Source organism: Corynebacterium frankenforstense DSM 45800 (genome assembly GCF_001941485.1).
GTDB lineage: Bacteria > Actinomycetota > Actinomycetes > Mycobacteriales > Mycobacteriaceae > Corynebacterium > Corynebacterium frankenforstense.
Window position 1 is genome coordinate 1,539,863 of record NZ_CP009247.1, and the last position, 23,700, is coordinate 1,563,562.

The 23,700-nt window shown below is 71.8% G+C and carries 23 protein-coding genes; 3 read left to right on the plus strand and 20 right to left on the minus strand.

Going from position 1 to position 23,700, the window contains the following annotated elements:
• The first annotated feature begins 10 nt into the window (after positions 1-10).
• Positions 11-841, plus strand: coding sequence for a spermidine synthase (locus tag CFRA_RS06700; RefSeq protein ID WP_075663993.1), 831 nt, complete (start codon positions 11-13; stop codon positions 839-841).
• Here CFRA_RS06700 and CFRA_RS06705 read toward each other — a convergent pair.
• The 8 genes from CFRA_RS06705 to CFRA_RS06740 all read right to left on the minus strand — a co-directional run bounded on the left by CFRA_RS06705 (position 838) and on the right by CFRA_RS06740 (position 10,151).
• On the minus strand, positions 838-3,018 hold the full coding sequence (locus tag CFRA_RS06705) for a bifunctional lysylphosphatidylglycerol flippase/synthetase MprF (protein WP_156887983.1): 2,181 nt from the start codon (positions 3,016-3,018) through the stop codon (positions 838-840). The two genes, CFRA_RS06700 and CFRA_RS06705, sit on opposite strands and share 4 nt — an antisense overlap.
• Positions 3,015-4,283, minus strand: coding sequence for an alpha/beta hydrolase (locus CFRA_RS06710; RefSeq protein WP_245797505.1), 1,269 nt, complete (start codon positions 4,281-4,283; stop codon positions 3,015-3,017). Before CFRA_RS06710 ends, CFRA_RS06705 begins: the two co-directional genes overlap by 4 nt.
• Before the next feature lie 124 nt (positions 4,284-4,407).
• Positions 4,408-5,553 (minus strand): cysteine desulfurase family protein, encoded by a 1,146-nt coding sequence (locus CFRA_RS06715; RefSeq protein WP_075663995.1) that lies wholly within the window; start codon positions 5,551-5,553, stop codon positions 4,408-4,410.
• Positions 5,550-6,503 (minus strand): electron transfer flavoprotein subunit alpha/FixB family protein, encoded by a 954-nt coding sequence (locus tag CFRA_RS06720; RefSeq protein WP_075663996.1) that lies wholly within the window; start codon positions 6,501-6,503, stop codon positions 5,550-5,552. The genes CFRA_RS06715 and CFRA_RS06720 overlap by 4 nt, the downstream gene beginning before the upstream one ends.
• Positions 6,504-6,517: 14 nt before the next feature.
• The gene (locus CFRA_RS06725) at positions 6,518-7,306 is read right to left on the minus strand and encodes an electron transfer flavoprotein subunit beta/FixA family protein (protein WP_075663997.1); all 789 of its coding nucleotides are present in this window, start codon (positions 7,304-7,306) and stop codon (positions 6,518-6,520) included.
• A gap of 39 nt (positions 7,307-7,345) precedes the next feature.
• On the minus strand, positions 7,346-8,488 hold the full coding sequence (locus tag CFRA_RS06730; protein WP_075663998.1) for a THUMP-like domain-containing protein: 1,143 nt from the start codon (positions 8,486-8,488) through the stop codon (positions 7,346-7,348).
• A 10-nt stretch (positions 8,489-8,498) separates the two neighbouring features.
• Positions 8,499-9,302 carry an NUDIX hydrolase gene (locus CFRA_RS06735; RefSeq protein WP_075663999.1) on the minus strand — a complete coding sequence of 268 codons (804 nt, stop codon included), beginning with the start codon at positions 9,300-9,302 and terminating at the stop codon, positions 8,499-8,501.
• Between the two features lie 15 nt (positions 9,303-9,317).
• Positions 9,318-10,151: an ABC transporter ATP-binding protein gene (locus CFRA_RS06740; RefSeq protein ID WP_075664000.1), complete on the minus strand. Its 834-nt coding sequence runs from the start codon at positions 10,149-10,151 to the stop codon at positions 9,318-9,320.
• A 112-nt stretch (positions 10,152-10,263) separates the two neighbouring features.
• Between CFRA_RS06740 and CFRA_RS06745 the strand changes: the two genes are divergently transcribed.
• Positions 10,264-12,300 carry a maltotransferase domain-containing protein gene (locus CFRA_RS06745; protein WP_075664001.1) on the plus strand — a complete coding sequence of 679 codons (2,037 nt, stop codon included), beginning with the start codon at positions 10,264-10,266 and terminating at the stop codon, positions 12,298-12,300.
• Positions 12,301-12,376: 76 nt separating this feature from the next.
• On the plus strand, positions 12,377-14,566 hold the full coding sequence (gene glgB / locus CFRA_RS06750; RefSeq protein WP_075664002.1) for a 1,4-alpha-glucan branching protein GlgB: 2,190 nt from the start codon (positions 12,377-12,379) through the stop codon (positions 14,564-14,566).
• A 51-nt stretch (positions 14,567-14,617) separates the two neighbouring features.
• Here glgB and CFRA_RS06755 read toward each other — a convergent pair whose 3' ends face one another.
• The 12 genes from CFRA_RS06755 to CFRA_RS06810 all read right to left on the minus strand — a co-directional run bounded on the left by CFRA_RS06755 (position 14,618) and on the right by CFRA_RS06810 (position 23,698).
• Positions 14,618-15,514: a tetratricopeptide repeat protein gene (locus tag CFRA_RS06755; protein ID WP_075664003.1), complete on the minus strand. Its 897-nt coding sequence runs from the start codon at positions 15,512-15,514 to the stop codon at positions 14,618-14,620.
• Between the two features lies 1 nt (position 15,515).
• Positions 15,516-15,821: a thiamine-binding protein gene (locus CFRA_RS06760; protein WP_075664004.1), complete on the minus strand. Its 306-nt coding sequence runs from the start codon at positions 15,819-15,821 to the stop codon at positions 15,516-15,518.
• A 30-nt stretch (positions 15,822-15,851) separates the two neighbouring features.
• Entirely contained in the window at positions 15,852-16,118 is a 267-nt protein-coding gene (locus tag CFRA_RS06765) for a hypothetical protein (RefSeq protein WP_075664005.1), read from the minus strand.
• Positions 16,119-16,811 (minus strand): endonuclease NucS, encoded by a 693-nt coding sequence (nucS, locus tag CFRA_RS06770; protein WP_075664006.1) that lies wholly within the window; start codon positions 16,809-16,811, stop codon positions 16,119-16,121. It abuts the gene before it with no gap.
• Between the two features lie 46 nt (positions 16,812-16,857).
• The gene (locus tag CFRA_RS06775; protein WP_075664007.1) at positions 16,858-17,328 is read right to left on the minus strand and encodes a DUF2550 domain-containing protein; all 471 of its coding nucleotides are present in this window, start codon (positions 17,326-17,328) and stop codon (positions 16,858-16,860) included.
• A gap of 137 nt (positions 17,329-17,465) precedes the next feature.
• Positions 17,466-17,837, minus strand: a complete 372-nt coding sequence (locus CFRA_RS06780) for a F0F1 ATP synthase subunit epsilon (RefSeq protein ID WP_075664008.1) — start codon at positions 17,835-17,837, stop codon at positions 17,466-17,468.
• 9 nt (positions 17,838-17,846) lie between these two features.
• Positions 17,847-19,298: a F0F1 ATP synthase subunit beta gene (gene atpD / locus CFRA_RS06785; protein WP_075664009.1), complete on the minus strand. Its 1,452-nt coding sequence runs from the start codon at positions 19,296-19,298 to the stop codon at positions 17,847-17,849.
• Positions 19,299-19,300: 2 nt separating this feature from the next.
• Entirely contained in the window at positions 19,301-20,278 is a 978-nt protein-coding gene (locus CFRA_RS06790; protein WP_075664010.1) for a F0F1 ATP synthase subunit gamma, read from the minus strand.
• 53 nt (positions 20,279-20,331) lie between these two features.
• Positions 20,332-21,975 (minus strand): F0F1 ATP synthase subunit alpha, encoded by a 1,644-nt coding sequence (gene atpA, locus CFRA_RS06795; RefSeq protein ID WP_075664011.1) that lies wholly within the window; start codon positions 21,973-21,975, stop codon positions 20,332-20,334.
• Positions 21,976-22,030: 55 nt separating this feature from the next.
• Positions 22,031-22,840 (minus strand): F0F1 ATP synthase subunit delta, encoded by an 810-nt coding sequence (locus tag CFRA_RS06800; protein WP_075664012.1) that lies wholly within the window; start codon positions 22,838-22,840, stop codon positions 22,031-22,033.
• A gap of 9 nt (positions 22,841-22,849) precedes the next feature.
• Positions 22,850-23,410 carry a F0F1 ATP synthase subunit B gene (locus CFRA_RS06805; protein ID WP_075664013.1) on the minus strand — a complete coding sequence of 187 codons (561 nt, stop codon included), beginning with the start codon at positions 23,408-23,410 and terminating at the stop codon, positions 22,850-22,852.
• Between the two features lie 33 nt (positions 23,411-23,443).
• Complete coding sequence (locus tag CFRA_RS06810) at positions 23,444-23,698, minus strand: ATP synthase F0 subunit C (RefSeq protein ID WP_075664014.1); 255 nt, start codon at positions 23,696-23,698, stop codon at positions 23,444-23,446.
• Positions 23,699-23,700: the final 2 nt, after the last annotated feature.

Here is a 23,700-nt window from a genome sequence, read left to right on the forward strand (position 1 = left end):
AGCATTCACCTTGTCCCGCCACGAGATCCCCGAGTACGAGGTCGACACCGGCACCGCCCGCCTGGTGCCCGACGACCAGCTCGACGACGCCTTCACCCTCTACCTCAACGGGGTGCCCTCCAGCCACGTCGCCGTCGGCCGCCCGCTGCACCTCGACTTCGAGTACATGCGTTGGATCGCCGCGGTGGTCCAGCGCTTCGTCGACGCCCACCTGGACGCGAACAAGCTGCGCGTGACCCACCTGGGCGGGGCCGGCTGCTCACTGCCTCGTTTCCTGGCGGCGGTCTACCCGCGCTCGCGGCACACCGTCGTCGAGATCGACGCCGCCCTGGCGAAGCTGGTACGCGAGGTCTTCGACATCCCGCGCTCGCCGACGGTCAAGATCCGCGTCGGCGAGGCCCGCGAGGTCGTCGACTCCCTGCGCCCGGCGACCCGCGACGTCATCGTGCGCGACGTCTTCGCCGACGCGGTCACGCCCGAGCCGCTGACCACCACCGGGTTCTTCGCCGCCTGCGCGCGCACCCTGGTGCCCGGCGGGTTGTACGTGGCCAACTGCGGCGACCACTCGGACCTGACCGGTGCGCGCGCCGAGCTGGCCGGCATGGCCGAGGTCTTCGACCACCTCGCCGTCGTCGCCGATCCCCCGATGCTCAAGGGGCGGCGCTACGGCAACATCGTGCTCGTCGGCTCCGACACCCCGCTGCCGGCCGACCGCGACCCGGATCTCACCCGCGAGCTGCTCGGCGGCGCCGTCCCCGCCCAGTACCACGCCGGGGCGTGGGTGGAGCGCTTCCGCTCCGGCGGCCGGGCGCGCCACGACGCGCCTGCGGCGCGCGATTAACGACGTCCCGCCCCGGCCCACTGCCGTACCGCACCCACGGCGTCGCGCACCCTCAGCCCCGGCAGGTAGCACGAGCAGACGGCCAGGCCCACGGCCGGCAGGCGCACCTCGTCGGCGTAGAGCAGGTACCAGCGGCGGTGCTCGGGGTGGAACTTGGCCTTGGAGGCCGCCAGCGAGCGGAAGCCGTAGAGCGGCTCGATGAGCCCGCCGACCTGGTTGAGCGCCTTGTCGAGCATGCCGTCGGCCGCGCTGTCGGTGGCCAGCGGGGCGCCGGAGAGCGAGATCCAGTCCATCTCCTCGGCCGCCGCGCCCAGCAGCGCCTCGGAGAGCAGGAACTCGATGACCGGGCGGAAGCCCTCCGAGTCGCGGCGCATCATGTCCAGGGTCAGCCCGATCACGCGCCCCTCGACGCGCACGGGCAGCCAGGAGGTCACCCCCTGCACGCGGCCGGAGGCGTCGAGGGCGACCAGGATGCGGGTGTCCGGGTCCGCGAGCTCGGCCACGCCGCCGAGGGTGAAGCCCATCTCGGGCAGCGCCTTGGTGGCGGCCCACTGCTCGGAGAGCGCCTCGATCTGCTCGCGCAGCACCACCCCGGCCTCGGCCCAGGTGGTCCACTTCGCGGTCACGCCCTCCTTCTTCGCGTGGTTGCGCGCGGTGCGGATGTTCTGGAAGCGCTTGCCGCGGAACCCGGCGTCCGAGGTCAAAAGGATCGACTCGTCGGCGACGTGCAGGCGCTTGTAGCCGGCGGGTTCCCGGCCCGCGGCGAAGTCCTCGCCCACCGAGTACCAGACGGGCGTCCAGCCCTGGTCGCCGGCGAACTCCTCGAAGCCGGCGGCGACCGTGTCCGCGGCACCGGTCCGCCCGGCGGCGAAGACGGGCTCGCCGACGGTGACGGCCACCCCGTGGGAGACCCGGTAGGCGACGAAGGCGGATCCGTCGGGGGCGAACCAGTAGCGGTTGCCGTCCCAGACGGTCATCTGCTGCAGGTGGTCGCCGGTGCCCTCCCGCAGGATGGCCAGGGCACGGTCACGGTCGCCGGCCCGGGAGATCTCGGGGACGCTGACCAGCGCGGCGTAGGCGGCCAGGCTCACGCACACCCAGAACAGCCCGGTGGAATCGACGACGAAGGCGACCACGGCGGCCACGGCCACCACGGCCAGGAGCTGGACGAGCCTGCGCCCGCGCACGGCCACGGTGAAGGCCCTGCGCGTGACCAGCAGCACGACGATCGCGGTCAGCCAGGGCGCGAGGATCAGCACGATGTTGATCCACCAGCCCGCACCCCAGTCCAGGTCGCCGAGCAGCACGGTCACGCGCAGCAGCACCAGCGCCGCGGTCACCGCGTTGGTCGCCAGGGCCATCCACCAGGCCATCCGGCGCCCGCGCACCACGCCGAGGGCGATCACGGCGCTGACCAGAAGCCAGGCGGCGTGCCAGGCGACCTCGCCCCAGGCGAAGAAGCCGGCCTCGACCAGGGGTCCGCCGGCGTGCGGGTTGAGCCGGGTGACCAGCGGGCCCAGCGCGACGCACAGGAGGACGGTGGCCACCAGCACGCGCGTCTCGTGCACGGACAGCCCGCGCGGGTCGCGCACGCCGCCCTGGCAGCGCAGCACCAGTGCCAGGACCACGGCGGTGAGCCCCACGACGTCGGAAAGCGTGCCGGCGTAGAGCACCGTCGTCAGCGACAGCGCGACCGCGGCCGTGGTCAGGCGGCGGCGCCACAGCAGCGGGAGCCGCGCCGCGCCGAGCACGCCGACGCCGAGGATCCAGCCCAGCGGGGAGAGCAGCGCACCGGAGTCGAGGTCCGCACCCCAGCGGTTGAGGTCGGTCTCCTCGACGGCGCGGGCGGCCATCAGCCCGACCGGCGTGGCCACCAGCTGCATGCCGGCCACGGCCAGGGGGAAGACGCGCCGGCCCAGGGCGAGCTCGGCGGGCACTGCGAGTCCGAGCACCAGCAGGGTGCACATCGCGGTGCCGATCGCGCTCGCCGAGGTCACTCCGCTGGTCACGACGTGCCAGTCGGCGAGCTCATAAGGGGCGCGCACGGCCAGCAGGTCGGGGTCGAGGAGCTGGGCCAGCCACATCACGGCGATGAGCGCGAGGCTCACCGGCGCGCGACCTGCCACGGTCCGCAGCATCGTCGCCACGGTCTTCGTCATCGTCTTCATCCCGCTCATTCCAGTCCCCCTCGCTGTGCCACGAAGTCGAAGTTGCCGCGCAGCGCGGCGCGCCAGACGCCGAAGTCGTGCCCGCCGGGGACCTCGGTGTACCCGACGTCCATGCCGGCCTGCTCCGCCGCCCGGCTCAGGTCCTTCAGCGCGGCGGTCGCCTCGTGGTCCGAGGAGCCTGCGACGAAACGCCCGGCGATGCCGTCGTAGCGTTTCGCCTTGAGCAGGTCGGCGGGGTTCTCGGCGCGGAAGGCGGCCTCGTCGCCGCCGAAGAGCTCCGCGACGGTGCGGGCGTGGTCACCCAACGAGGGCTCGGCCTGCCCGGAGAAGTCCAGGAAGCTGCCGAAGGCGTCCGGGGAGTTGGTGACCACCTGCAGCGCGCAGGTGCCGCCGTAGCTCAGGCCTCCGATCGTCCAGTGCGAGCGGTCCGGGTCCACGCGGAAGCGCCGGGCGATGAGATCCGGCGCGGTGTCGGTGACGTACTCGCGCGAGGCGCCCGTGCAGCCCGGGTTGCCGGTCAGCGAGCCGGTGCCGTCGACGCTGACGACGATCGGGCTCACCCCGTCGTGGGCGGCCTGCCAGGCGTCGGCGGTCTCGCCGGCGGTCCCGGAGTCGAACCACTGCTCGGGCGAGCCGGGGTTGCCGGCCATGAGCATGAGCACCGGCAGGCGGTGCTGGGGGCTGTGCCAGTAGGCCGGTGGCACGTAGGCCAGGGCCTGGCGCGCGGTGAAGTCGGTGCCCGAGGGCAGGTCGACGTGGACGAGCGCGCCGATGTCGCGGCCGTCCTCCTGCGGCGGCTGGGTGGTGGCCTTGAACTCCGCCCAGTCCATCTCCTTCGCCGCCGGCACCGGGTGCAGCGAGCGCAGCGTCGGGTACTGCTGGAAGACCACGTTCGTCGCCCCGAGCGCGCCGAGGACGAGGACCACCACGGCCACGGTGGCCGGGAGGCGGCGCCCGGCGGCCAGCGCGAGCGCGGTCAGGCCGAGGAGCACCAGGCCCCACACGGCGTAGACGATCCACGAGGTCGGCTCCCCGAAGGGCTTCCAGACGACCTCGAGGACCAGCCAGACCAGGACGGTCACCCCGGCGGCGGAGCCGAGGGCGAGTGCGAGGCGGCGGCCGCGGCGCGGGCCGTGACCCTGCCGTCCGCGGCGTGCGCGCGCGGTGGCCAGCGCGACCAGCGCCAGGAGCACCCCGAGTGCCAGGCAGATGCAGACGACGACCTCGGCTGCCCCGCCCAGCAGGGGCCAGTTGAGGATCTTCTCCGTGTTCACCCGCTAAGGTGTACGCGCCCATTCCGGGGGAATCGCGCGGGTAGCCCGCGAGTCGGCCACGGGATTGCCGGGGGTTGGCTGTGACCCGGCTGCGGAACCGGCCGCGGACCGGGCCGGTGGCCTGCTAGGCCATGCCCGCCGCGCGGGCGCGGGTGACCACGTCGGGCAGCACCGCGAGCACGCGGTCGACGTCGGCGTCGGTCGAGGTGTGTCCCAGACTGAAGCGCAGGGTGCCCCGCGCGGTGGCCTCCGGCACGCCCGCGGCCAGCAGCACGCGGCTGGCCCGGTTGACCCCGCTCGAGCACGCGGAGCCGGTCGCCGCGGCGACGCCCGCGGCGTCGAGCAGCATGATCAGGCTGTCGCCCTCCGCGCCCGGGAAGGACACCGACAGGTGGCCGGGCAGCGCGGGCTCGGTGGTGTTGACGCGCACGTCGTCGACACGCGCGAGGATGCCCTCGCGCAGCCGGTCGCGCAGCGCGGCCACGCGGGCGTTCTCCGCCTCGCGCTCGGCGAGCGCCTCGGTGAGCGCGGCGGCGAAGGCCGCGGCACCGGCGACGTCGTTGGTGCCGGGGCGCAGGCCGCGCTCCTGGCCGCCGCCGAAGACGACGGCCTCGGGCGCCGGGGAGCGCCGCGCCAGCAGCACGCCCACGCCGCGGGGCCCGCCGAACTTGTGGCCGCTGGCCGCCAGCGTCGTCGCACCCATGGCGTGGAAGTCCACGGCGACCTTGCCCACGGCCTGCACGGCGTCGATGTGCACCGGGGTGCCGGCCACGTCGGCGGCGGCGATGACCTTGTCCACCGGCTGGATCGCGCCGGTCTCGTTGTTGGCGAGCATGCACGCGGCCACCGCGGCCGGCTCCGCAAGCGCGGTGAGGTCACTGACGCGGCCGCCCTCGTCGACGGGCAGGTCGACGACCTCGGCGCCGAGGTGGCGCACGGTCTGGAAGACCGCCGAGTGCTCCAGCTGGCTGGCCACCACGCGCGCCGGGCGGCCGGCGGCCACCCCGGCGCGGTAGAGGCCCTGCACGGCGATGTTGTCGGCCTCGGAGCCGGCGCCGGTGAAGATCACCTCGACCGGGTCGGCGCCGAGCGCGGCGGCGACGGCCTCGCGGGCCTCGTCGAGCGCGTGGCGGGCGGCCCGGCCGGCGGCGTACTGGCCGCCGGGGTTGAGGTCGCGCGCGTGACGCACCCACGCGTCGACGGCGCACTGGCGCATCGGCGTCGTGGCGGCGTGGTCCAGGTAGTGCTCCCCCGCCCCCGCGGCCGTCACTTGCGCGCCTCCAGCTCGTCGATCAGCTCGGGCACGACCTCGAAGAGGTCGCCGACCACGCCCAGGTCCGCGACCTGGAAGATCGGGGCGTCCTCGTCGGTGTTGACCGCGACGATCTTGCCGGCGGTCTGCATGCCGGACAGGTGCTGGATGGCACCCGAGATGCCCAGGCCGATGTAGAGGTCCGGCGAGACGTTGACACCGGTCTGGCCGATCTGGAACTGGGCGTCGTAGTAGCCCAGGTCGACGGCGTCACGGGTGGCACCCACGGCGCCGCCCAGGGCGTCGGCGAGCCGCTCGACGACGTCGTGGAAGGCCTCCTCGGAGCCCACGCCGCGCCCGCCGGCGACGACGACCTTGGCCTGCGTCAGCTCGGGGCGGGTGCCGCGGGTGGCCGGGGTGAAGGAGGTGACGGTGACGTCCTTGGCGCCGGCGGCCGGCAGCGGCAGGTTCTGGAGGGTGCCCGCCGCCTGCTGCGGCAGGGCGTCGACGACGCCGGGGCGCAGCGCGTAGATGGGGCTGGTGCCGCCGACGACGGCGGAGACCTGCACCTGGTCGCCGAAGATGGAGTGGTTGGCCGAGCCGTCGGCGTTGACGCCGGTGACGTCGGTGAGCACGCCGGAGGCCAGGCGGGCGGCCAGGCGGCCGGCGATCTCGTTGCCGGTGGGGCCGGCGGCCACCAGGATCGGGGCCGGGTTCTGCGCGGCCAGGATGGACACGGCGTCGACCTCGGGCAGGATCAGGCGGGCGTCGTGGTCGGCGGACTCGGCGGCCACGACGGTGGCCGCGCCCAGCTCGCCGAGCCGTCCGCCCAGCGGGGCCGCGGTGCCCGGGGCGCCGACGACGACGGCGGTGACGTCGCCGAAGACGCGGGCGGCGGTGATCAGTTCGCCGGTGACGGCGTCGAGCTCGCCGCCGGAGTGCTCGACCAGTACGTATGCGTTGGACATGTGGTGTGCTCTCCTTACAGCAGGTTCTCGTCGTCGAGGAAGGCCAGGACCTTCGCGGCCGACTCGGGGCCGCGGACGGTCTCGCCGGCGGTGCGCGCGGCGCGCTCGTTGGCGCCCGTGACGCGGGTCGCCGCGTGCTCGAGGCCGACCTGCTCCGGGGTCACGCCGATCGCGGCGAGGTCCCAGGTGGTGATCTCGTGCTTCTTGGCGGCCATCAGCCCCTTGAACTTGGGGAAGCGCGGCTTGTCGGCCTTGTCGGTGACCGAGACGACCGCCGGCAGCGGCGCGGAGAGCTCCCAGTGCCCGTGGGCGTCCTCGCGGGTGCCGGTGATCGTGTCGCCCTCGAGCGCGACGGCGCGCAGCTCGGTGAGCGCCGGGCACTGGCGGTACTCGGCGACGATGCCTGGCAGGGCGCCCACGGCGCCGTCCGAGGAGGCGCCGCCGGCAACGATGAGGCGGACGTCGTCGAGCTTGGCGACGGCCGCGGCGACCGTCCAGGCGGTGCCCAGGACGTCGGAGCCGGCGAGGGCGTCGTCCAGGACGTGCACGGCGTCGTCGGCGCCCATGGCGATGGCGCGGCGCAGCGCCTCGTCGGCGCCGGCCGGGCCGACGGTCAGGGCGATGACCCGCCAGCCGGCGTCGGGGTCGGACTCACGCAGCCGCAGCGCGGCCTCCACGGAGTACTCGTTGACCTCGTCGAGGACCTCGTCTACGGCGTCGCGGTCGAGGGTGTGGTCGTCGCTGAGCTTCTTGGTCGACCAGGTGTCCGGCACGTTCTTGACCAGAGCCACGATCGTGGGCATGAGGCTCCTTCACTGTGTAGGTACTTGTGTTTGCTCGAATTACGGCGGACAGTGTACCCGGCCCGCGCAGACGTGGGCCCGGGCCGAGTCGCCGACGCGGGCGATGACCACCGCCATGGGCCTGGTGCCGCGCAGCCTGAGCTTCTTGCGCAGCCGGTCCGGGTCGACGTCCACCCCGCGGACCAGGATCTCCACGGAACCGGCGTCGTGCGCGGCCAGCGTGGCGCGCAGCTTCTTCAGCGGCACCGCCTCGATGAATTCAAACCCGCTCGACCCGGCCGGGATCCGCTCGCCGGTCAGGAACGCGATGTGGCTGTCGAGCATCCACAGCCCCTCGCGGTGCGCCCAGTGCGCGACCAGCCCGGCGCGCACGACGGCCCCGTCGGGCTCGAGGATGTAGCGCCCGGGTTCGCCGACGCCGACCTCGTCGTCCGCGTCCGAGTCGATGCGGTCGACGGCCGTGACGGTCCCGTCCGCGGCGGTCTTGACCGCCACGGCGCGCCGGCCCCGGCCGAAGCCCGGGGTGTACAGGCAGGCCTCCTTGACCGCGCCGTCGACGCTGACGACGGTGACCAGCCCGTCCCAGTCGGAGTAGTCGATGCCCGGCGCGCACTTGACGGCCAGCTCCCGGCCGCGGTGGGCGGCGAGCAGGTCCGGCAGCGGCGGGATGAGGCGGGCGGGGTCGGTGATGCGCCGTCCCCCGGCGCGCCGGGCGGGGTCGGCGACGACGACGCCCCCGGTGTGCGGCGGGTGCAGGGCGTCGGCGCGCAGGAAGGAGCCCCCGGGAACGTTGTGCCGGGCGAGCAGGAGGCGCACGTGGTCGAGGTCGGAGCCGACGTAGCGCATGCCGGCGGCGGTCACGGCCCGGCCCTCCCCGCCGATCGAGCAGGTGACGTCGAAGACGGTCTGCGCGCCGGCCCCGGCGATGATCCGGGCGCGCTCGGCGGCGACGGCGGGGTGGGTGGCCTGCTGGCGCGACTCGTCGTCGGTGAGCCAGCCGGGCAGGCGCCGCCGGCACTGGGCCAGTTCCGTGGCCGCGCGGCCGAACTCGCCGAAGCGGGCGCGCAGCACCTCGGTGTCCTTCAGTACGGTGCGCCGGCTCAGGTCGAGTCCGGCGGCGGCGTCGTCGACCTCGGCGAAGCGTTCGGTGATGAAGCGCGCCTCGGCGCGCGAGTAGGCCATCGGTGATTCCTCAGATGCGGTCGGGGCGGTCGATGGTGAAGAACTCCCGGTAGCGCGGGTCGTCGACGGGGTCGCCGACGACCGGGGTCATGTCCGAGTGCTCGGCCTCGGCGAGCGCCTCGGCGACGGTGCGGCAGTCCGCGAGGCGCTTGAGCTGCGCCCAGGTCGGGATGACCAGGCGGACCAGGCCGGTGCGCCAGCCGTCGATGAGCAGCGAGGGCGGGAACCAGCCGGCGGAGTCGGTCTCCGAGGACCGCCCGTCGGGTTCCTGGCCGACCGGGTGCACGGCCAGGAACGAGGTGTTGTCGAAGGTGTTGCCGCGCTCGGAGGTGCCCACCCAGCGCGCCCAGGGGCGCAGCATGTCGGAGTGCACGCGCAGCTTGCCGCGGTGGAGCACCTGCGTCAGGGAGAGCCGGTGGGACTCGAGCGCCAGCCGGTCGGCGTGGAAGGGCGTCGCGTCGGCCACCGTGGTGCGGTTGCGGTGGACGGCGAGCAGGGTGCCGGTCTCCTCGAAGAGCTCGCGCACGGCGGCGAAGACGAGGGCGCGGGCCTGCTGGGTGGGCACGCCGAGCACGTCGGCGGTGTCCTCGAGCGGGCGGCCGGACCACAGGTCCTCGACGCCGTCCTCGTTCTCGTCGACGAGCGCGAAGTCGCGCCGGTCCACCCCGCCGCCCGGGAAGACGGTCATGCCCGGGTAGTTGGGCATGGTGGACACGCGCTCCTGGACCCACACCTCGAGTCCCTGCCGGCCGTCGCGCACGAGCAGCACGGTGGCCGCCAGGCGCGAGCCGCCGACGCCGGAGTTCTGCGGCATCTCCCCCGCCTCCGCCTAGCGGTCCGCCCGCGAGCGGTGGGCCCCGCCCGTGCGCACCCGGCGCGCGAAGTACCGCTCGCCGACGCGGTCGAGCTGGATCGGCTGGTGGAAGGCCTTGGAGAGGTTCTCGCTGGTCATCACGTCGTCGAAGAGGCCCTGGGCGACGACCTCGCCCTCGTCGAGGAGCAGGGCGTGGGTGAAGCCCTGGGGGATCTCCTCGACGTGGTGGGTGATCATCACGGTCGCCGGGGCGTCCGGGTCCATGGCCAGCTGGGCGAGGTAGGCGACGAGGTCCTCGCGCCCGCCGAGGTCCATGCCCGCGGTCGGCTCGTCGAGGATGAGCAGCTCGGGGTCGATCATCAGGGCGCGGGCGACCATGACGCGCTTGCGCTCGCCCTCGGAGAGCGTGCCCCAGGAGCGGTCGCGCAGGTGCAGGGCGCCGAGCTCCTCGAGGATGTCGTTGGCCCGGTCGAAGTCCTGCTCGTCGTACTCCTCGCGCCAGCGGCCGAGGATCGCGTAGCCGGCCGAGACGACGAGGTCGCCAACCTTCTCGCGGTCCGGGATGCGGTGGGCCACGGCCGAGGAGGAGATGCCGATGCCGGCGCGCAGGTCGCGCATGTCGGTGCGCCCGATCTTCTCGCCGAGCACCCAGGCCTCCCCCGAGGAGGGGAACTCCTCGGCCGCGGCCATGCGCACCAGTGTGGTCTTGCCCGCACCGTTGGGCCCGATGATCACCCAGCGCTCGTCGAGCTCAACCTGCCAGTCCACGGGGCCGACCAGCGTGCGCCCGCCGCGGGCGAAGGTCACGCCGCGGAAGTCGATCAGAAGATCCTCACTCGATTCACTCACACCCCCATTGTGCCATTGCGCGTGCCGCGCGCGGCCGCATGTGTGCCCGGCGTCGCTCCGCTAGGCTCGGAGGAGGTAAGAGCCCACGTCACTGGAAGGTGGAGACGCCGAGATGACAGACCCCGCTGACCCCGTCGCCCGGCTCGGCTTGGACGACATCAGGCCCACGATCACGATGGGGAGGCTGCCGGCCAAGGCCGTCGTCGGCGAGATGGTCCCCGTCTTCGCACTCGTCTGGCGGGAGGGCCACGACGCCGTGGCCGCCACCCTCCAGGTCACGGACCCCGACGGGGTCACCACCGCCCACCCGATGGTCCCGGAGCCGCAGAACCCGGACAACCACCACGGCGTCTTCGTGCCGGACCGGGAGGGCGACTGGTGGTACCGCGTCGAGGCGTGGTCGGACCCGATCGCGACGTGGCGCAACGCGGTGACCAAGAAGATGGGCGCCGGGCAGAGCGCCGAGGAGCTCGACAACGACCTGCGCCACGGCGCGGAGCTCTTCGAGCGCGCCGCGCTCAACACCTCCGACCACGGCGCACGCACCCGCCTGCGCAGCGCCGCGGACGCGCTGGCCTCCGAGGGCCACCCCTACGACCGCAGCCTGATCGCCCTCGACGACCAGACCCGCCGCATCCTCGACGCCGAGCCGCTGCGCGACATGATCGTCGTCTCCGAGGAGCGCCCGGTCCGCGTCGAGCGGAGGAAGGCCCTGTTCAGCTCGTGGTACGAGCTCTTCCCGCGCTCCACCGGCGGCTGGGACGAGGCCGGCCACCCCGTCCACGGCACCTTCGCCACCACCGCCGCGGCCCTCGACCGGGTGCGCGCCATGGGCTTCGACACCGTCTACTTCCCGCCGATCCACCCGATCGGCGAGGTCAACCGCAAGGGCCGCAACAACACCCTGACCCCGGGCCCCGAGGACGTCGGCTCGCCGTGGGCCATCGGCTCCGCGGACGGCGGCCACGACGCGGTGCACCCGCGCCTGGGCACGCTCGACGACTTCGACGCGCTGGTCGCCCGCGCCGACGAGCTCGGCCTCGAGGTCGCCATCGACCTGGCGCTGCAGGCCGCCCCGGACCACCCGTGGGCGAAGAGCCACCCGGAGTTCTTCACCGTGCTGCCCGACGGCACCATCGCCTACGCGGAGAACCCGCCGAAGAAGTACCAGGACATCTACCCGCTCAACTTCGACAACGACCCGGAGGGCATCTACCACGAGATCCTGCGGGTGGTGGAGTTCTGGATCGGCCACGGCGTGCACACCTTCCGCGTGGACAACCCGCACACCAAGCCGGTCAACTTCTGGCACTGGCTGATCTCCACGGTGCACGAGGAGCACCCCGAGGTGATCTTCCTGGCCGAGGCCTTCACCCGCCCGGCGCGCCTCTACGGGCTGTCCAAGGTGGGCTTCTCGCAGTCCTACACCTACTTCACGTGGAAGACGACGAAGCGCGAGCTCACCGAGTTCATCGGCCAGACGCTCGACAACGCGGACGTCTCGCGGCCCAACCTCTTCGTCAACACCCCGGACATCCTGCACGAGTCCCTGCAGTACGGCGGGCGGGCGGCCTTCGCCATCCGCGCGGCGCTGGCGGCGACGATCTCGCCGCTGTGGGGCGTCTACTCCGGCTTCGAGCTCTACGAGCACGAGGCCGTGCGCCCGGGCAGCGAGGAGTACCTGGACAGCGAGAAGTACGAGCTGCGCCCCCGCGACTTCGAGGGCGCGGCCGCCCGCGGCGACTCGCTCGAGCCGTTCATCGCGCTGCTGAACTGGATCCGCGGCGAGCGCCCGGCCCTGCAGCAGCTGCGCACCCTGCACCTGCACGAGGTCGACAACGACCAGATCATCGCCTACAGCAAGACCGACCCGGTCACCGGCGACGCCGTGCTGGTGGTGGTCAACCTCGACCCGCGCAACCCGCAGGAGGGCACCGTGACCGTCGACCGCGAGGTCCTCGGCCTCGACGCCGAGGGCGACTTCCCCGTCCACGACCTGGTCACCGGCTCCCACTGGCGCTGGTCGGACCGCAACTTCGTGCGGCTGAGCCCGCAGGCCGACGTCGCCCACATCCTGGCCCTGCCGCAGGTCCCCGAGGAGCGCCGCGAGCGCCTGGCCTACCGCGAGGTCCACGACTACCGCCCCTGACCGGCCCCGCGCCCGGCGTGCGCCGGGCGCCGCCGGCACCCCGACATCCGAGAACACAACGGAAAGACGACCCACCATGCACGAACACGACCTCGGCATCCCCGACTCCGACCTCGACCTGCTGCTCACGCAGAGTCACTGGGCGCCGCACGACTTCTACGGCTGGCACGAGACGGAGGACGGCTCCGTGGTGCGCACCCGTCAGGTCGGTGCCGAGAAGGTCGAGCTGCTCTACGACGGCGACAGCGTCGAGATGATCCCCCTCGGCCACGACATCTGGGCCGCCGGCCTCGACTCGCGCCGCTCGCTGGACTACCGGCTCAAGGTCACCTGGCCGGGGGCCGAGCCGGTGGTCCTGGCCGACCCGTACCACTTCCTGCCCACCCTCGGTGAGCTGGACATCTACCTGATCGGCGAGGGCCGCCACGAGCGGCTCTGGAAGGTGCTCGGCGCCAACGTGCGCCGCTACGACACGGCCCTCGGCCACGTCGTGGGCACCGCCTTCGCCGTGTGGGCGCCCAACGCCCGCTCGGTGGCCGTCATCGGCGACTTCAACGGCTGGAACGCCGACCAGCACCCGATGCGTTCGCTGGGCTCCTCGGGCGTGTGGGAGCTGTTCATCCCCGGGGTGGCCGCCGGCGCGACCTACAAGTTCGCCGTGCTCGCCCAGGACGGCACCCGCCGCGACAAGGCCGACCCGATGGCCAAGGCCGCCGAGGTGCCGCCGGCGACGGCCTCCAAGGTCGCCGAGTCCGACTACGAGTGGCACGACTCCGCCTGGGTCGCCGAGCGTGAGCAGACCGACCACACCACCGCGCCGATGAGCGTCTACGAGGTCCACCTCGGCTCCTGGCGCGAGGGCATGAACTACGAGCGCGCCGCGACCGAGCTGGTCGACTACGTCGTCGAGCACGGCTTCACCCACATCGAGCTCATGCCGGTCGCCGAGCACCCCTTCGGCGGCTCCTGGGGCTACCAGGTCACCGGCTACTACGCCCCGACCTCGCGCTGGGGTTCGCCGGACCAGCTGCGCGCGCTCGTCGACGCCTGCCACCGCGCCGGCGTGGGCGTGCTCGTCGACTGGGTGCCCGGGCACTTCCCGCGCGACGAGTGGGCGCTGGCCCGCTTCGACGGCCAGGCCCTCTACGAGCACCCGGACTGGCGCCGCGGCGAGCAGCGCGACTGGGGCACCTTCGTCTTCGACTGGGGCCGCGCCGAGGTGCGCAACTTCCTGGTGGCCAACGCCCTGTACTGGGTCGAGGAGTTCCACATCGACGGCCTGCGCGTCGACGCGGTGGCCTCGATGCTCTACCTGGACTACTCGCGCAACGACGGCGAGTGGCTGCCCAACCAGTACGGCGGCCGCGAGAACCTCGACGCCGTGCAGTTCCTCCAGGAGACCAACGCCACCGTGCACAAGACCTTCCCCGGCGTGCTGACCATCGCCGAGGAGTCGACCTCCTGGCCGGGGGTGACCACCCCGACCTACGACGGCGGGCTGGGCTTCGACTTCAAGTGGAACATGGGCTGGATGAACGACACCCTCGAGTACTTCTCGCTCGACCCGGTGCACCGCTCCTACCACCACAACGAGATCACCTTCTCGATGATCTACGCCTACTCGGAGCACTACATCCTGCCGTTCTCCCACGACGAGGTCGTCCACGGCAAGGGCTCGCTGTGGCAGCGCATGCCGGGCGACGCCTGGAACAAGGCCGCGGGCCTGCGCACCCTCTACGGCTACATGTTCTCCCACCCCGGCAAGAACCTGCTCTTCCAGGGCCAGGAGTTCGGCCAGGCCGACGAGTGGAACGACGGCATCGGCGTGCCCTTCGGGCAGATGGAGGGCTGGGAGGGCGAGTACCACCGCGGTATCCGCCGCCTGATCGACGACGTCAACGGCCTCTACCCCACCCTGCCGGCGCTCTACAGCCGGGACTCGGACCCGGCGGGCTTCCAGTGGGTCAAGTCGGACGACTTCACCCACAACGTGCTCGCCTACGTCCGCCACGGCGCGGACGGCTCGGCGCTGCTCGCGGTGGTCAACATGTCCGGCTCCTCGCACCTGGGCTACCGCCTGGGCGTGCCCTTCGGCGGGCGCTGGGAGCTGGTGCTCAACACCGACGACGCCGCCTACGAGGGCGCGGGCAACCCGCTCGACGAGTTCGTCGAGGCCCCCGAGCGGGAGTACGACGGCTTCGCCCACTCCGTGACCCTGCACCTGCCGGCGCAGTCGGTGCAGTGGTACCGCCTGGTGCGCGACTGATCCCCCCCCCCCGCCGGGGCGGTCGGCGCCGCCCCGGCGCCGTCGGTGGCGCTAGAACAGCGCGCTGGCCATCTTCGTGCGCGCGGCGATGACGCGCTCGTCGCCCGCGTCGAAGAGGGCGAACAGTTCGACGAGCCGGTCGCGCACGCGGTCGCGCTCGTCGCCGGCCGACGTGGTCAGCAGCGCGATGAGGCGCTCGAAGGCGCGCTCCGGCGCGCCCGCGGCGACCTCGGCGTCCGCCGCGGCGAACTGCTTGCCGACGTCGCGGGGGTCGGCGTCGGCGTCCGACACCGGGTCGGCGCCGGGCTCCGTGTGCTCCGCCAGGCGAACGAGCAGCTTCGCGTTGTCGCGCGCCTGGCGCGCCCGCGTGTTGCCCGGCTCGGCGTCGACGATGGCCTGGTAGGCCTCGACCGCCGCCGCGGGGTCACCGGCGGCGATGAGCTCCTCGGCCGCGGTGAAGCGCGGGTCGTCGGCCTCCTCTTCCCCGCCGTCGGCCGGCAGCCCCTCGAGCTGCGGGCCGACCTGCTCGACGAGCGCGCCGACCCAGCCGCGCAGCTGCTCGGCGGGCTGGCCGCCCTGGAAGCTGGCCACGGGCCGGCCGGCGGCGAGCGCCAGCACGGTGGGCAGGCCCTGCACGCCCAGGGCCTGCGCCAGGCGGGCCTGGGCGTCGGCGTCCAGGTAGCCGAAGACGAAGGCGGTCTGCTCCTGGCCCTCGGCCAGGGCGCGCAGGTCGGCGCGCAGCTGCTCGGACTCGGGGCTGCGGGCGGTGCCCACGAGCACCACGACGGGCACCTGGGTGGAGCGGCGCACCATCTCGCGCTCGGCGTTGTCGGGGGTCAACTCCACGTACGCGGCGACGCCGGCCTTGTCCGCCTGGCGGTCGCGCGCGGCGTCGGCAAGCTGCCCCAGGTCGACGGCGCGGGAGGTGAAACGGTCGGGTGCGGTCAAGTCAGTCCTCCTTGAGGTGGCGTTCCAGCGATTCGACCTTGCCGTGGATGCGGTCGGTGTAGCCCGGGCGGATGTCCGCCTTCAGCACGAGCGAGACGCGCGGGGAGACCGCGGCGACGGCCTCGCAGGCGCGGCGGACGACGTCCATGACCTCGTCCCACTCCCCCTCCAGGAGGGTGAACATGGCGTTGGTCTCGTTGGGCAGACCCGACTCGCGCACCACGCGGACGGCCTCGGCGACGGCGGCGGACATCTCCGCCTCCGCGTTCGGGGTCTCGGTGGGCGCCACGGAAAAGGCGATGATCATGGGCCCCACCCTACCCGCGGGGCACGGGTCCTACCCGCGGGTGCGGGCGGCCCGGTGCCAGCAGCCGGAGTGCCAGTGGCGCCGCGACTCCGGGTCGTGGCGCGGCCAGGCGACCACGTGCGCCACCCCGGGCGCGATCGGGCCCATGCAGTGCGGGCAGGTGTAGCGCTTGTGCGCGCGGTCGGCCGTCACGGGCCGCATCTCGAAGTCGCCGCCGCCCGGGCCGGTGACCCGGTTGGACCACAGGGCGGGCACGGGACGCGGCTCGACGCGGCCGCGCCGGTTGTGCCGCGGCATCTAGAACAGCCTCAGCTCGTCGGACTCGGTGCCGCGCATCTTCGCGTAGTCGAGGATCTGGCAGCGGATGCCGCGGTCCTCGGCCAGGGTGCGCGCCTGCGGCTTGATCTCCTGGGCGGCGAAGACGCCGGCGACCGGGGCGAGCAGCGCGTCGCGGTTGAGCAGCTCGAGGTAGCGGGTCAGCTGCTCGACGCCGTCGATGTTGCCGCGGCGCTTGATCTCCACGGCCACGGTGTGCCCGTCCGCGTCGCGGGCCAGGATGTCCACCGGGCCGATCGCGGTCGGGTACTCGCGGCGGATGAGGGTGTAGCCGGCGCCCAGCTCCTCGATCTGCTCGGCGAGCAGCTCCTGGAGGTGGGCCTCCACGCCGTCCTTGACCAGGCCGGGGTCCTCGCCGAGGTCTCGCGAGAGTTCCGCGTGGATCTTCTCGACGGTGATGCGCAGCTGCTCTCCCTTGGGGTTCTCCACCACCCAGAGCTCCTCGCCGGTGTCCTCGCCGTCGGCGTCGACGATCTCGGAGGTGTGCACCGTGCACGGCGGCGTCATCCAGTTCAGCGGCTTGTAGGCGCGGTCGTCGGCGTGCACCGAGACCGAGCCGTCGGCCTTGAGCATCAGCAGACGGTCGGCCGGGGGCAGGTGGGCCTCCAGGCGGCCGACGTAGTCCACGGAGCAACGGGCGATGACGAGACGCATGGTGCACCAGGGTACCCGGCGGACTCCGCCCGGCGTGCCGCGGGGCTCAGCGCCCGCGTTCGCGGCGCTCCCGGCGGATGCGGGCGCGCAGGCGGTGGAAGTCCGGGCGCTCCTGGCGGACGTCCGGGGCCGACTCCAGCCAGGCGGTGAAGCCCATCTCGGCGTGCGGGGCGCAGGCGATCTCCCACTCGGCGCCGGCGCTGCGGAAGGACAGCACGTGGTGGCCGTCGGGCATGAACGCGGCCTCGCTCGGGGTCAGCTCGCGGCGCCGTCCCAGCGTGATCTCCACGCGGTGGAAGGTCGAGTCGGGCCCCGGCGCGATCGAGCGCAGCTTGTAGTAGTGCAGGAAGTCCCCGTCGTAGCGGACCAGGCCGTGGCGCCAGCCGTGGGCTCCGGTGGCGGGCAGCCGGCGCAGGACCACGGTCGCCCCCGTCGAGCGCAGCAGCAGGAACCGGCGTGCGGCGAGCGCCGCACCGACGACCAGAACCGCCACGAACACCCAGACAACGACCGTCACTCGGGGAACTCCTTTACGCGAGCCTGCCACGGACCTCCCGGATCCCTTTGGGCAAGTCTATCGCGCACGCGACAAAGAACCACCCCGCCCCCGCCGGTGGCGGGGACGGGGTGGTCCCAAAGGTGTACCGGGGCTCTCTAGGCCTCCTGCAGGCGCTGTTGCGCGCGCAGGGCGGCCTGGCCGCGGCCGCGAACCATCTCGTCGTCGGAGTCGGCGTCGGCCTCGGCCTGGGTCCGGTCGACCTCGTCGGCCCACTCGGCCCAGTCGGCCAGGACCGTGACCTTCTCCTGGGAGACGGACAGGAATCCGCCCTGCACGGCGGCGACGCGGCGGTCGCCGTCGACGGGTCGGACCGTCACGACGCCGTTCTCGGCCAGCTGGCCGAGCATCGGCTCGTGCCCGGGCAGCACGCCGATCTCACCCTCGGTGGTCTGCGCGGTCAGGATCGTGGCCTTACCCGACCACAGCTTCCGTTCCACGGAGACCAGTTCCACGGTGATGTCAGCCATGGCGACCCCCTACTTCTCGGTCATCTTCTTGTAGGCCGCCTCGACGTCGTCCAGGCCACCGAGGCCGTTGAAGGCCTGCTCCGGGTAGTTGTCGTACTCGCCGTCGCAGATGCGCTCGAAGGCGTCGATGGTGTCCTTCAGCGGGACGTAGGAGCCCTCCAGGCCCGTGAACTTCTGGGCCACGAAGAAGTTCTGGCCCAGGAAGCGCTCGATGCGACGGGCACGCTGGACGGTGATCTTGTCCTCCTCGGACAGCTCGTCCATGCCCAGGATCGCGATGATGTCCTGGAGCTCCTTGTTCTTCTGGAGGATGTTGATCACGCGCTGCGCCACCTCGTAGTGGTGCTCGCCGACGATCGACGGCTCCAGGATGCGGGAGGTCGAGGTCAGCGGGTTCACCGCGGGGTAGATGCCCTTCGAGGCGATGCCGCGGTCGAGCTCGGTGGTCGCGTCCAGGTGGGCGAACGTGGTCGCCGGGGCCGGGTCGGTGTAGTCGTCCGCAGGCACGTAGACGGCCTGCAGCGAGGTGATCGAACGGCCCTTGGTCGAGGTGATGCGCTCCTGCAGGACGCCCATCTCGTCGGCCAGGGTCGGCTGGTAACCGACGGCCGACGGCATGCGGCCCAGCAGGGTCGACACCTCGGAGCCGGCCTGCGTGAAGCGGAAGATGTTGTCGATGAACAGCAGCACGTCCTGGTGCTGCACGTCACGGAAGTACTCCGCCATGGTCAGGCCGGACAGGGCGACGCGCATACGGACTCCCGGCGGCTCGTCCATCTGACCGAACACCAGCGCGGTGTCCTGGAGCACGCCCATCTCCTCCATCTCGAGGAAGAGGTCCGTGCCCTCACGGGTGCGCTCACCGACGCCGGAAAAGACCGACGTACCGGAGAACTCGCGGGCGATACGGGTGATCATCTCCTGGATGAGCACCGTCTTGCCCACGCCGGCGCCGCCGAACAGGCCGATCTTGCCGCCCTTGACGTACGGGGTCAGCAGGTCGATGACCTTGATGCCCGTCTCCAGGATCTCGGTCTTGCCCTCGAGCTGGTCGAAGGGCGGCGGGTCGCGGTGGATGCCCCAGCGCTCGATCGACTCGTCGTCGTTGAGCTCCGGTGCGTCCAGGCAGTCGCCCAGGGCGTTGAAGACGTGGCCCTTGACCACGTCGCCGACCGGCACCGAGATCGGCTTGCCGGTGTCGGTGACCTCGACGCCACGGACCAGGCCGTCGGTCGGGGCCATGGAGATGGTGCGCACCAGGTTGTCGCCCAGGTGCTGCGCCACCTCGAGGGTGATGGTCTTGGCGACGGCCGGGAGGGTGACCTCGACCTTCAGCGCGTTGTACAGTGCCGGCAGCTCGCCGCGCGGGAACTCCACGTCGACGACAGCACCGATGACGCGCACGACGCGGCCAGCGGCCGTCGCCTGCTGTGCTTCATGCTCGTTGAGAGCTGTACTCATAATCAGTCTCTTTCTCCGCTTTCGGCGAGCGCGCCAGCGCCACCGACGATCTCTGTGATTTCCTGCGTGATCTGCGCCTGACGGGCCTGGTTGGCCACGCGCGAGAGGTTGTTGACCAGCTCAGTGGCGTTGTCCGTCGCCGACTTCATGGCGGTGCGCCGCGAGGCCGACTCGGAGGCCGCCGACTCGAGGAACATCGAGAACAGCGAGCGCGAGACGTACTTGGGCAGCAGCGCCTCGAGCAGCGTGTCCGGGTCCGGCTCGAAGTCGTAGTCGGGCTCGGGCTGATCGCCGGCGTCCTCCAGGATGCCGTCGCCCAGCTCGAAGTCCTCGTTCTCGATGACCGGCTCGATGGGCAGCAGCTGGTGCGCACGCGCCACCTGCGAGAGCATCGACTTGAACTCGGTGTAGACCACGTGCACCTGGTCGAAGCCGCGCACGCCGTCCTGCTCGGGGTCGTTCAGGCCCTCGCGGGCCTTCGCGGTCCCGGCCGAACCGGCGAGGAAGCCGTCGATCATGTGCCGGCGCACGTCGTGGGTGATGTCCCAGTTCGGGTCCTGCGAGAACCCGCTCCAGGCGCCCGCCAGCTCCGTGCCGCGGAACTGGTAGTAACCGATTCCCTTGGATCCGGTCACGTAGAGGACGACCTCGTAGCCGGCCTCCTCGAGCATCTTGGTCAGCTCGGCCGTCTTCTTGAAGACGTTGTGGTTGTAGCCGCCGCACATGCCGCGATCAGACGAGATCACGAGCACCGCGGCGACCTTGCCGCCGTCGTCGCTGAGCATCGGGTGGTCGAGAGAGGACGCGCTGGCGAGACGCTCCACGACCTTCTGGATCTCCTCGGCGTAGGGCACGGAAGCGTTCATGCGGTTCTGTGCCTTGGTGATGCGCGAGGTCGCGATCAGCTCCTGGGCCTTGGTGATCTTCTTGGTCGAGTTCACGGACCGGATGCGGTCGCGCAGTTCGCGAAGATTAGCCATGGATAACGTCCCTCCTTTCCTTCATCATCTCGTGGGTCATGCGTCCTCCCCGACTAGTTGCTGGTCTTCTTGCGGGAGACCGTGAGCTTGTTCTTCTCGATCTCGCTCTGGTCCAGCGCGTCGACCTCCGGGTCGTTGACCACGGGGCGGCCGTCGGAGGCCTGGAAGGTCTTGGTGAACTCCTCGGCACCGCGGGCCAGGGCGGCCTTGGACTCGTCGGACAGCGGGCTGCCGCCGTCGATCTGCTCGTAGACCTCCGGGGTGTGCTGGCGCAGGTACTCCTGCAGCTCCGCCTCGAAGCGGCGCACGTCCTCGACGGGAACGACGTCGAAGAAGCCCTCGTTGGCGAGGTAGATCGAGACCATCTGGAACTCGACGGCCTGCGGGGAGCTCTCCGGCTGCTTGAGCAGCTCGACGAGGCGCTGGCCACGCTCCAGCTGGGCCTTGGACGCGGAGTCCAGGTCGGAGGCGAAGGTGGCGAAGGCCTCGAGGTCGCGGTACGCGGCCAGGTCGAGTCGCAGCGAGCCGGCGACCTTCTTCATGCCCTTGGTCTGGGCGGCGCCACCGACACGGGAGACGGAGACACCGACGTTGATGGCCGGGCGGACGCCCTGGTTGAACAGGTCCGACTCCAGGAAGACCTGGCCGTCGGTGATCGAGATGACGTTGGTCGGGATGAACGCCGAGACGTCGTTGGCCTTGGTCTCGATGATCGGCAGGGCGGTCAGCGAGCCGGCGCCCATGTCGTCGGAGAGCTTGGCCGCGCGCTCCAGCAGACGGGAGTGCAGGTAGAACACGTCACCGGGGTACGCCTCGCGTCCCGGCGGACGGCGCAGCAGCAGCGAGATGGCGCGGTAGGCCTCGGCCTGCTTGGTCAGGTCATCGTAGATGACCAGGACGTGGTAGCCCTGGTACATCCAGTGCTGGCCCAGGGCGGCACCCGCGAAGGGCGCCAGCCACTTGAAGCCCGCGGAGTCGGACGCCGGGGCGGCCACGATCGTGGTGTAGTCCAGGGCGCCGTGCTCCTCGAGCGTGTGGCGCACGCCGGCGATCGTGGTGCCCTTCTGGCCGATGGCGACGTAGATGCAGCGGACCTGCTTGTCCTTGTCGCCGGACTCCCAGTTGGCCTTCTGGTTGAGGATGGTGTCGATGCACACCGCGGTCTTGCCGGTCTTACGGTCGCCGATGATCAGCTGTCGCTGACCACGGCCGATCGGGGTCATCGCGTCGATGGCCTTGATGCCGGTCTGCATCGGCTCCTCGACGGGCTGGCGCTGCAGCACCGTCGGGGCCTGCAGCTCCAGCACGCGGTCCTCTTCGCTCTCCACCGGGCCCAGGCCGTCGATCGGCTGGCCCAGCGGGTTGACGACCCGGCCGAGGAAGTCCTCGCCGACCGGGATGGACAGGACCTCGCCGGTCCTCTTGACCTCGTCGCCCTCTTCAAGTTCCTCGAAGTTGCCCAGGACAACGACACCGATGGTGTCGGTGTCGAGGTTCTGCGCGACGCCGATGACGCCGCCGGGGAACTCGACGAGCTCGTTGGCCATAACGGAAGGCAGGCCCGAAACCTGGGCAATGCCGTCCGCGGCCGAGACGACCACGCCGACCTCCTCTCGGGAGGCCTCCGCGGAGAAGCTCGAGGTGTAGTTCGCTATCGCGCTACGGATCTCATCGGAGGAGATCGTCAGCTCCGCCATGTTCTTCCTGCTCTCGGTAGTTTCGTTCAATATCTTTAAAAGTCAAGCGTCCGCACTAGACCATCTGGGCGCGGAGGCGGTTCAGGCGGCCCCGCAGGGAACCGTCGATCCGCTCGTCGCCCACCTTGACGGTGGCGCCGCCCAGGAGCGACTCGTCGACCTGGGTGTGCACCGAGATGTCCCGGCCGTAGACACGGCCCAGCTTCTCGGCCAGCGCCTGGCGCTGCCGGTCATCCAGTTCGCCGGCGGAGACCACGTGGGCGACCTCCCGGCCGGAGAACTCCGCGGCCTCGGCGACGAGCGCGTCGACGTCGTCGACCGGACCGTGCTCGGGGCGGCCCACGACCTGGAGGACGAGGGCCTCGGTGTACTTGGACACCTTGCCGTAGAGGACGGATGCGGCCAGCGAACGCCGGCGGTCACCGTCGACCGTGGCGTCGCTCAGCAGCTGCGTGAGCCGCGGCTCCCGCTCCAGCAGGCGGGCGAGCTGGAAGAGCTCGTCCTCGACCTGTCCGAGCTGGTCCTCGGCCTTCGCGGCGCGGAAGATCGCGCGGCGGCCGATCGCGACCAGACCGGTGCGGAACTGTCGCGGCGTCGACCAGGTACGGCCCGCGGCCGCCTTCACGGCGTCGAGGGTGGTGCCTGCGACCTTGCCGCCGAAGACGTCGTCGACCAGCCGGGTGCGCGACTCGGCGTCGGCGGCCTGGTCGGCCAGGGCGACGCGCAGCTGGCGGTTCCCGTCGAGGAGTTCGACGACCTCGAAGAGCTCGGTGCCCGTCGTGGCCGCGGCGGCGACGTCGTCACCGACGATCGCGTCGAGGCTCACAAAGGAATGCGACAGTGCGTCGCGGCTTGCTGCGTGCATACTACCCACTCACTTCCCTGCCGGGAGGCTGTCCAGGTCCGACAGGAACGAGTCGATCGTGCCGGAGCGCTTGGTGGCGTCCGACAGCTCGCCGCCGAGCAGACGCTCGGCCAGGTTGATCGAGTTCTGCCCCATCTCCTGACGCAGCTCGGCGATCACGCTCTGTCGGGAGGCCTCGAGCTGCTTCTCGCCGGAGGCGACGATGCGCGAGGACTCCTCGCTCGCCTCCGCCCGCATCTCGGCCTGGATCTGCTTGCCGCGCTCACGCGCCTGCTCGCGGATCTCGTTGGCCTCGGCACGGGCCTCGGACAGCTGGGCGTTGTACTTCTCCAGGGCGGCCTTCGCCTCGGCCTGGGCGGCCTCGGCGCGCTGGATACCGCCCTCGATCCGGTCCTCACGCTCGGTCAGGACCTCCTGGAACTTCGGAAGGATCCACTTCCAGAAGATGAAGAGGATGACCAGCAGCGGAATGATGGACCAGACGATGTCGTAGGGCTTGGGCAGGAGGATCGAGTTGCCCGACTCGAGGGGCAACGTCTCCGCCGCAAGGTAGGTGATGACGTTCGTCATGTGAATCCGTTCTTCGTGCTGCTGCGTGTGTTCTTACAGGCTGGTGAACAGGAAGCCGGCCACCAGGCCGATCAGGGCCAGGGCCTCGACGAACGCGATGCCCAGGAACATGGTGGTACGCAGCTGGCCGGCCATCTCGGGCTGGCGGGCCATGCCCTCCAGGGCCTTGCCGACGAGGATGCCGATGCCGAGGCCCGGCCCGATGGTGGCGATGCCGTAGCCGATGGCACCGAGGTGCGGGGTGGCGGCAGCGGCGGCGTCGGCCTGAGCGAGGATGATGTCGTTCATGA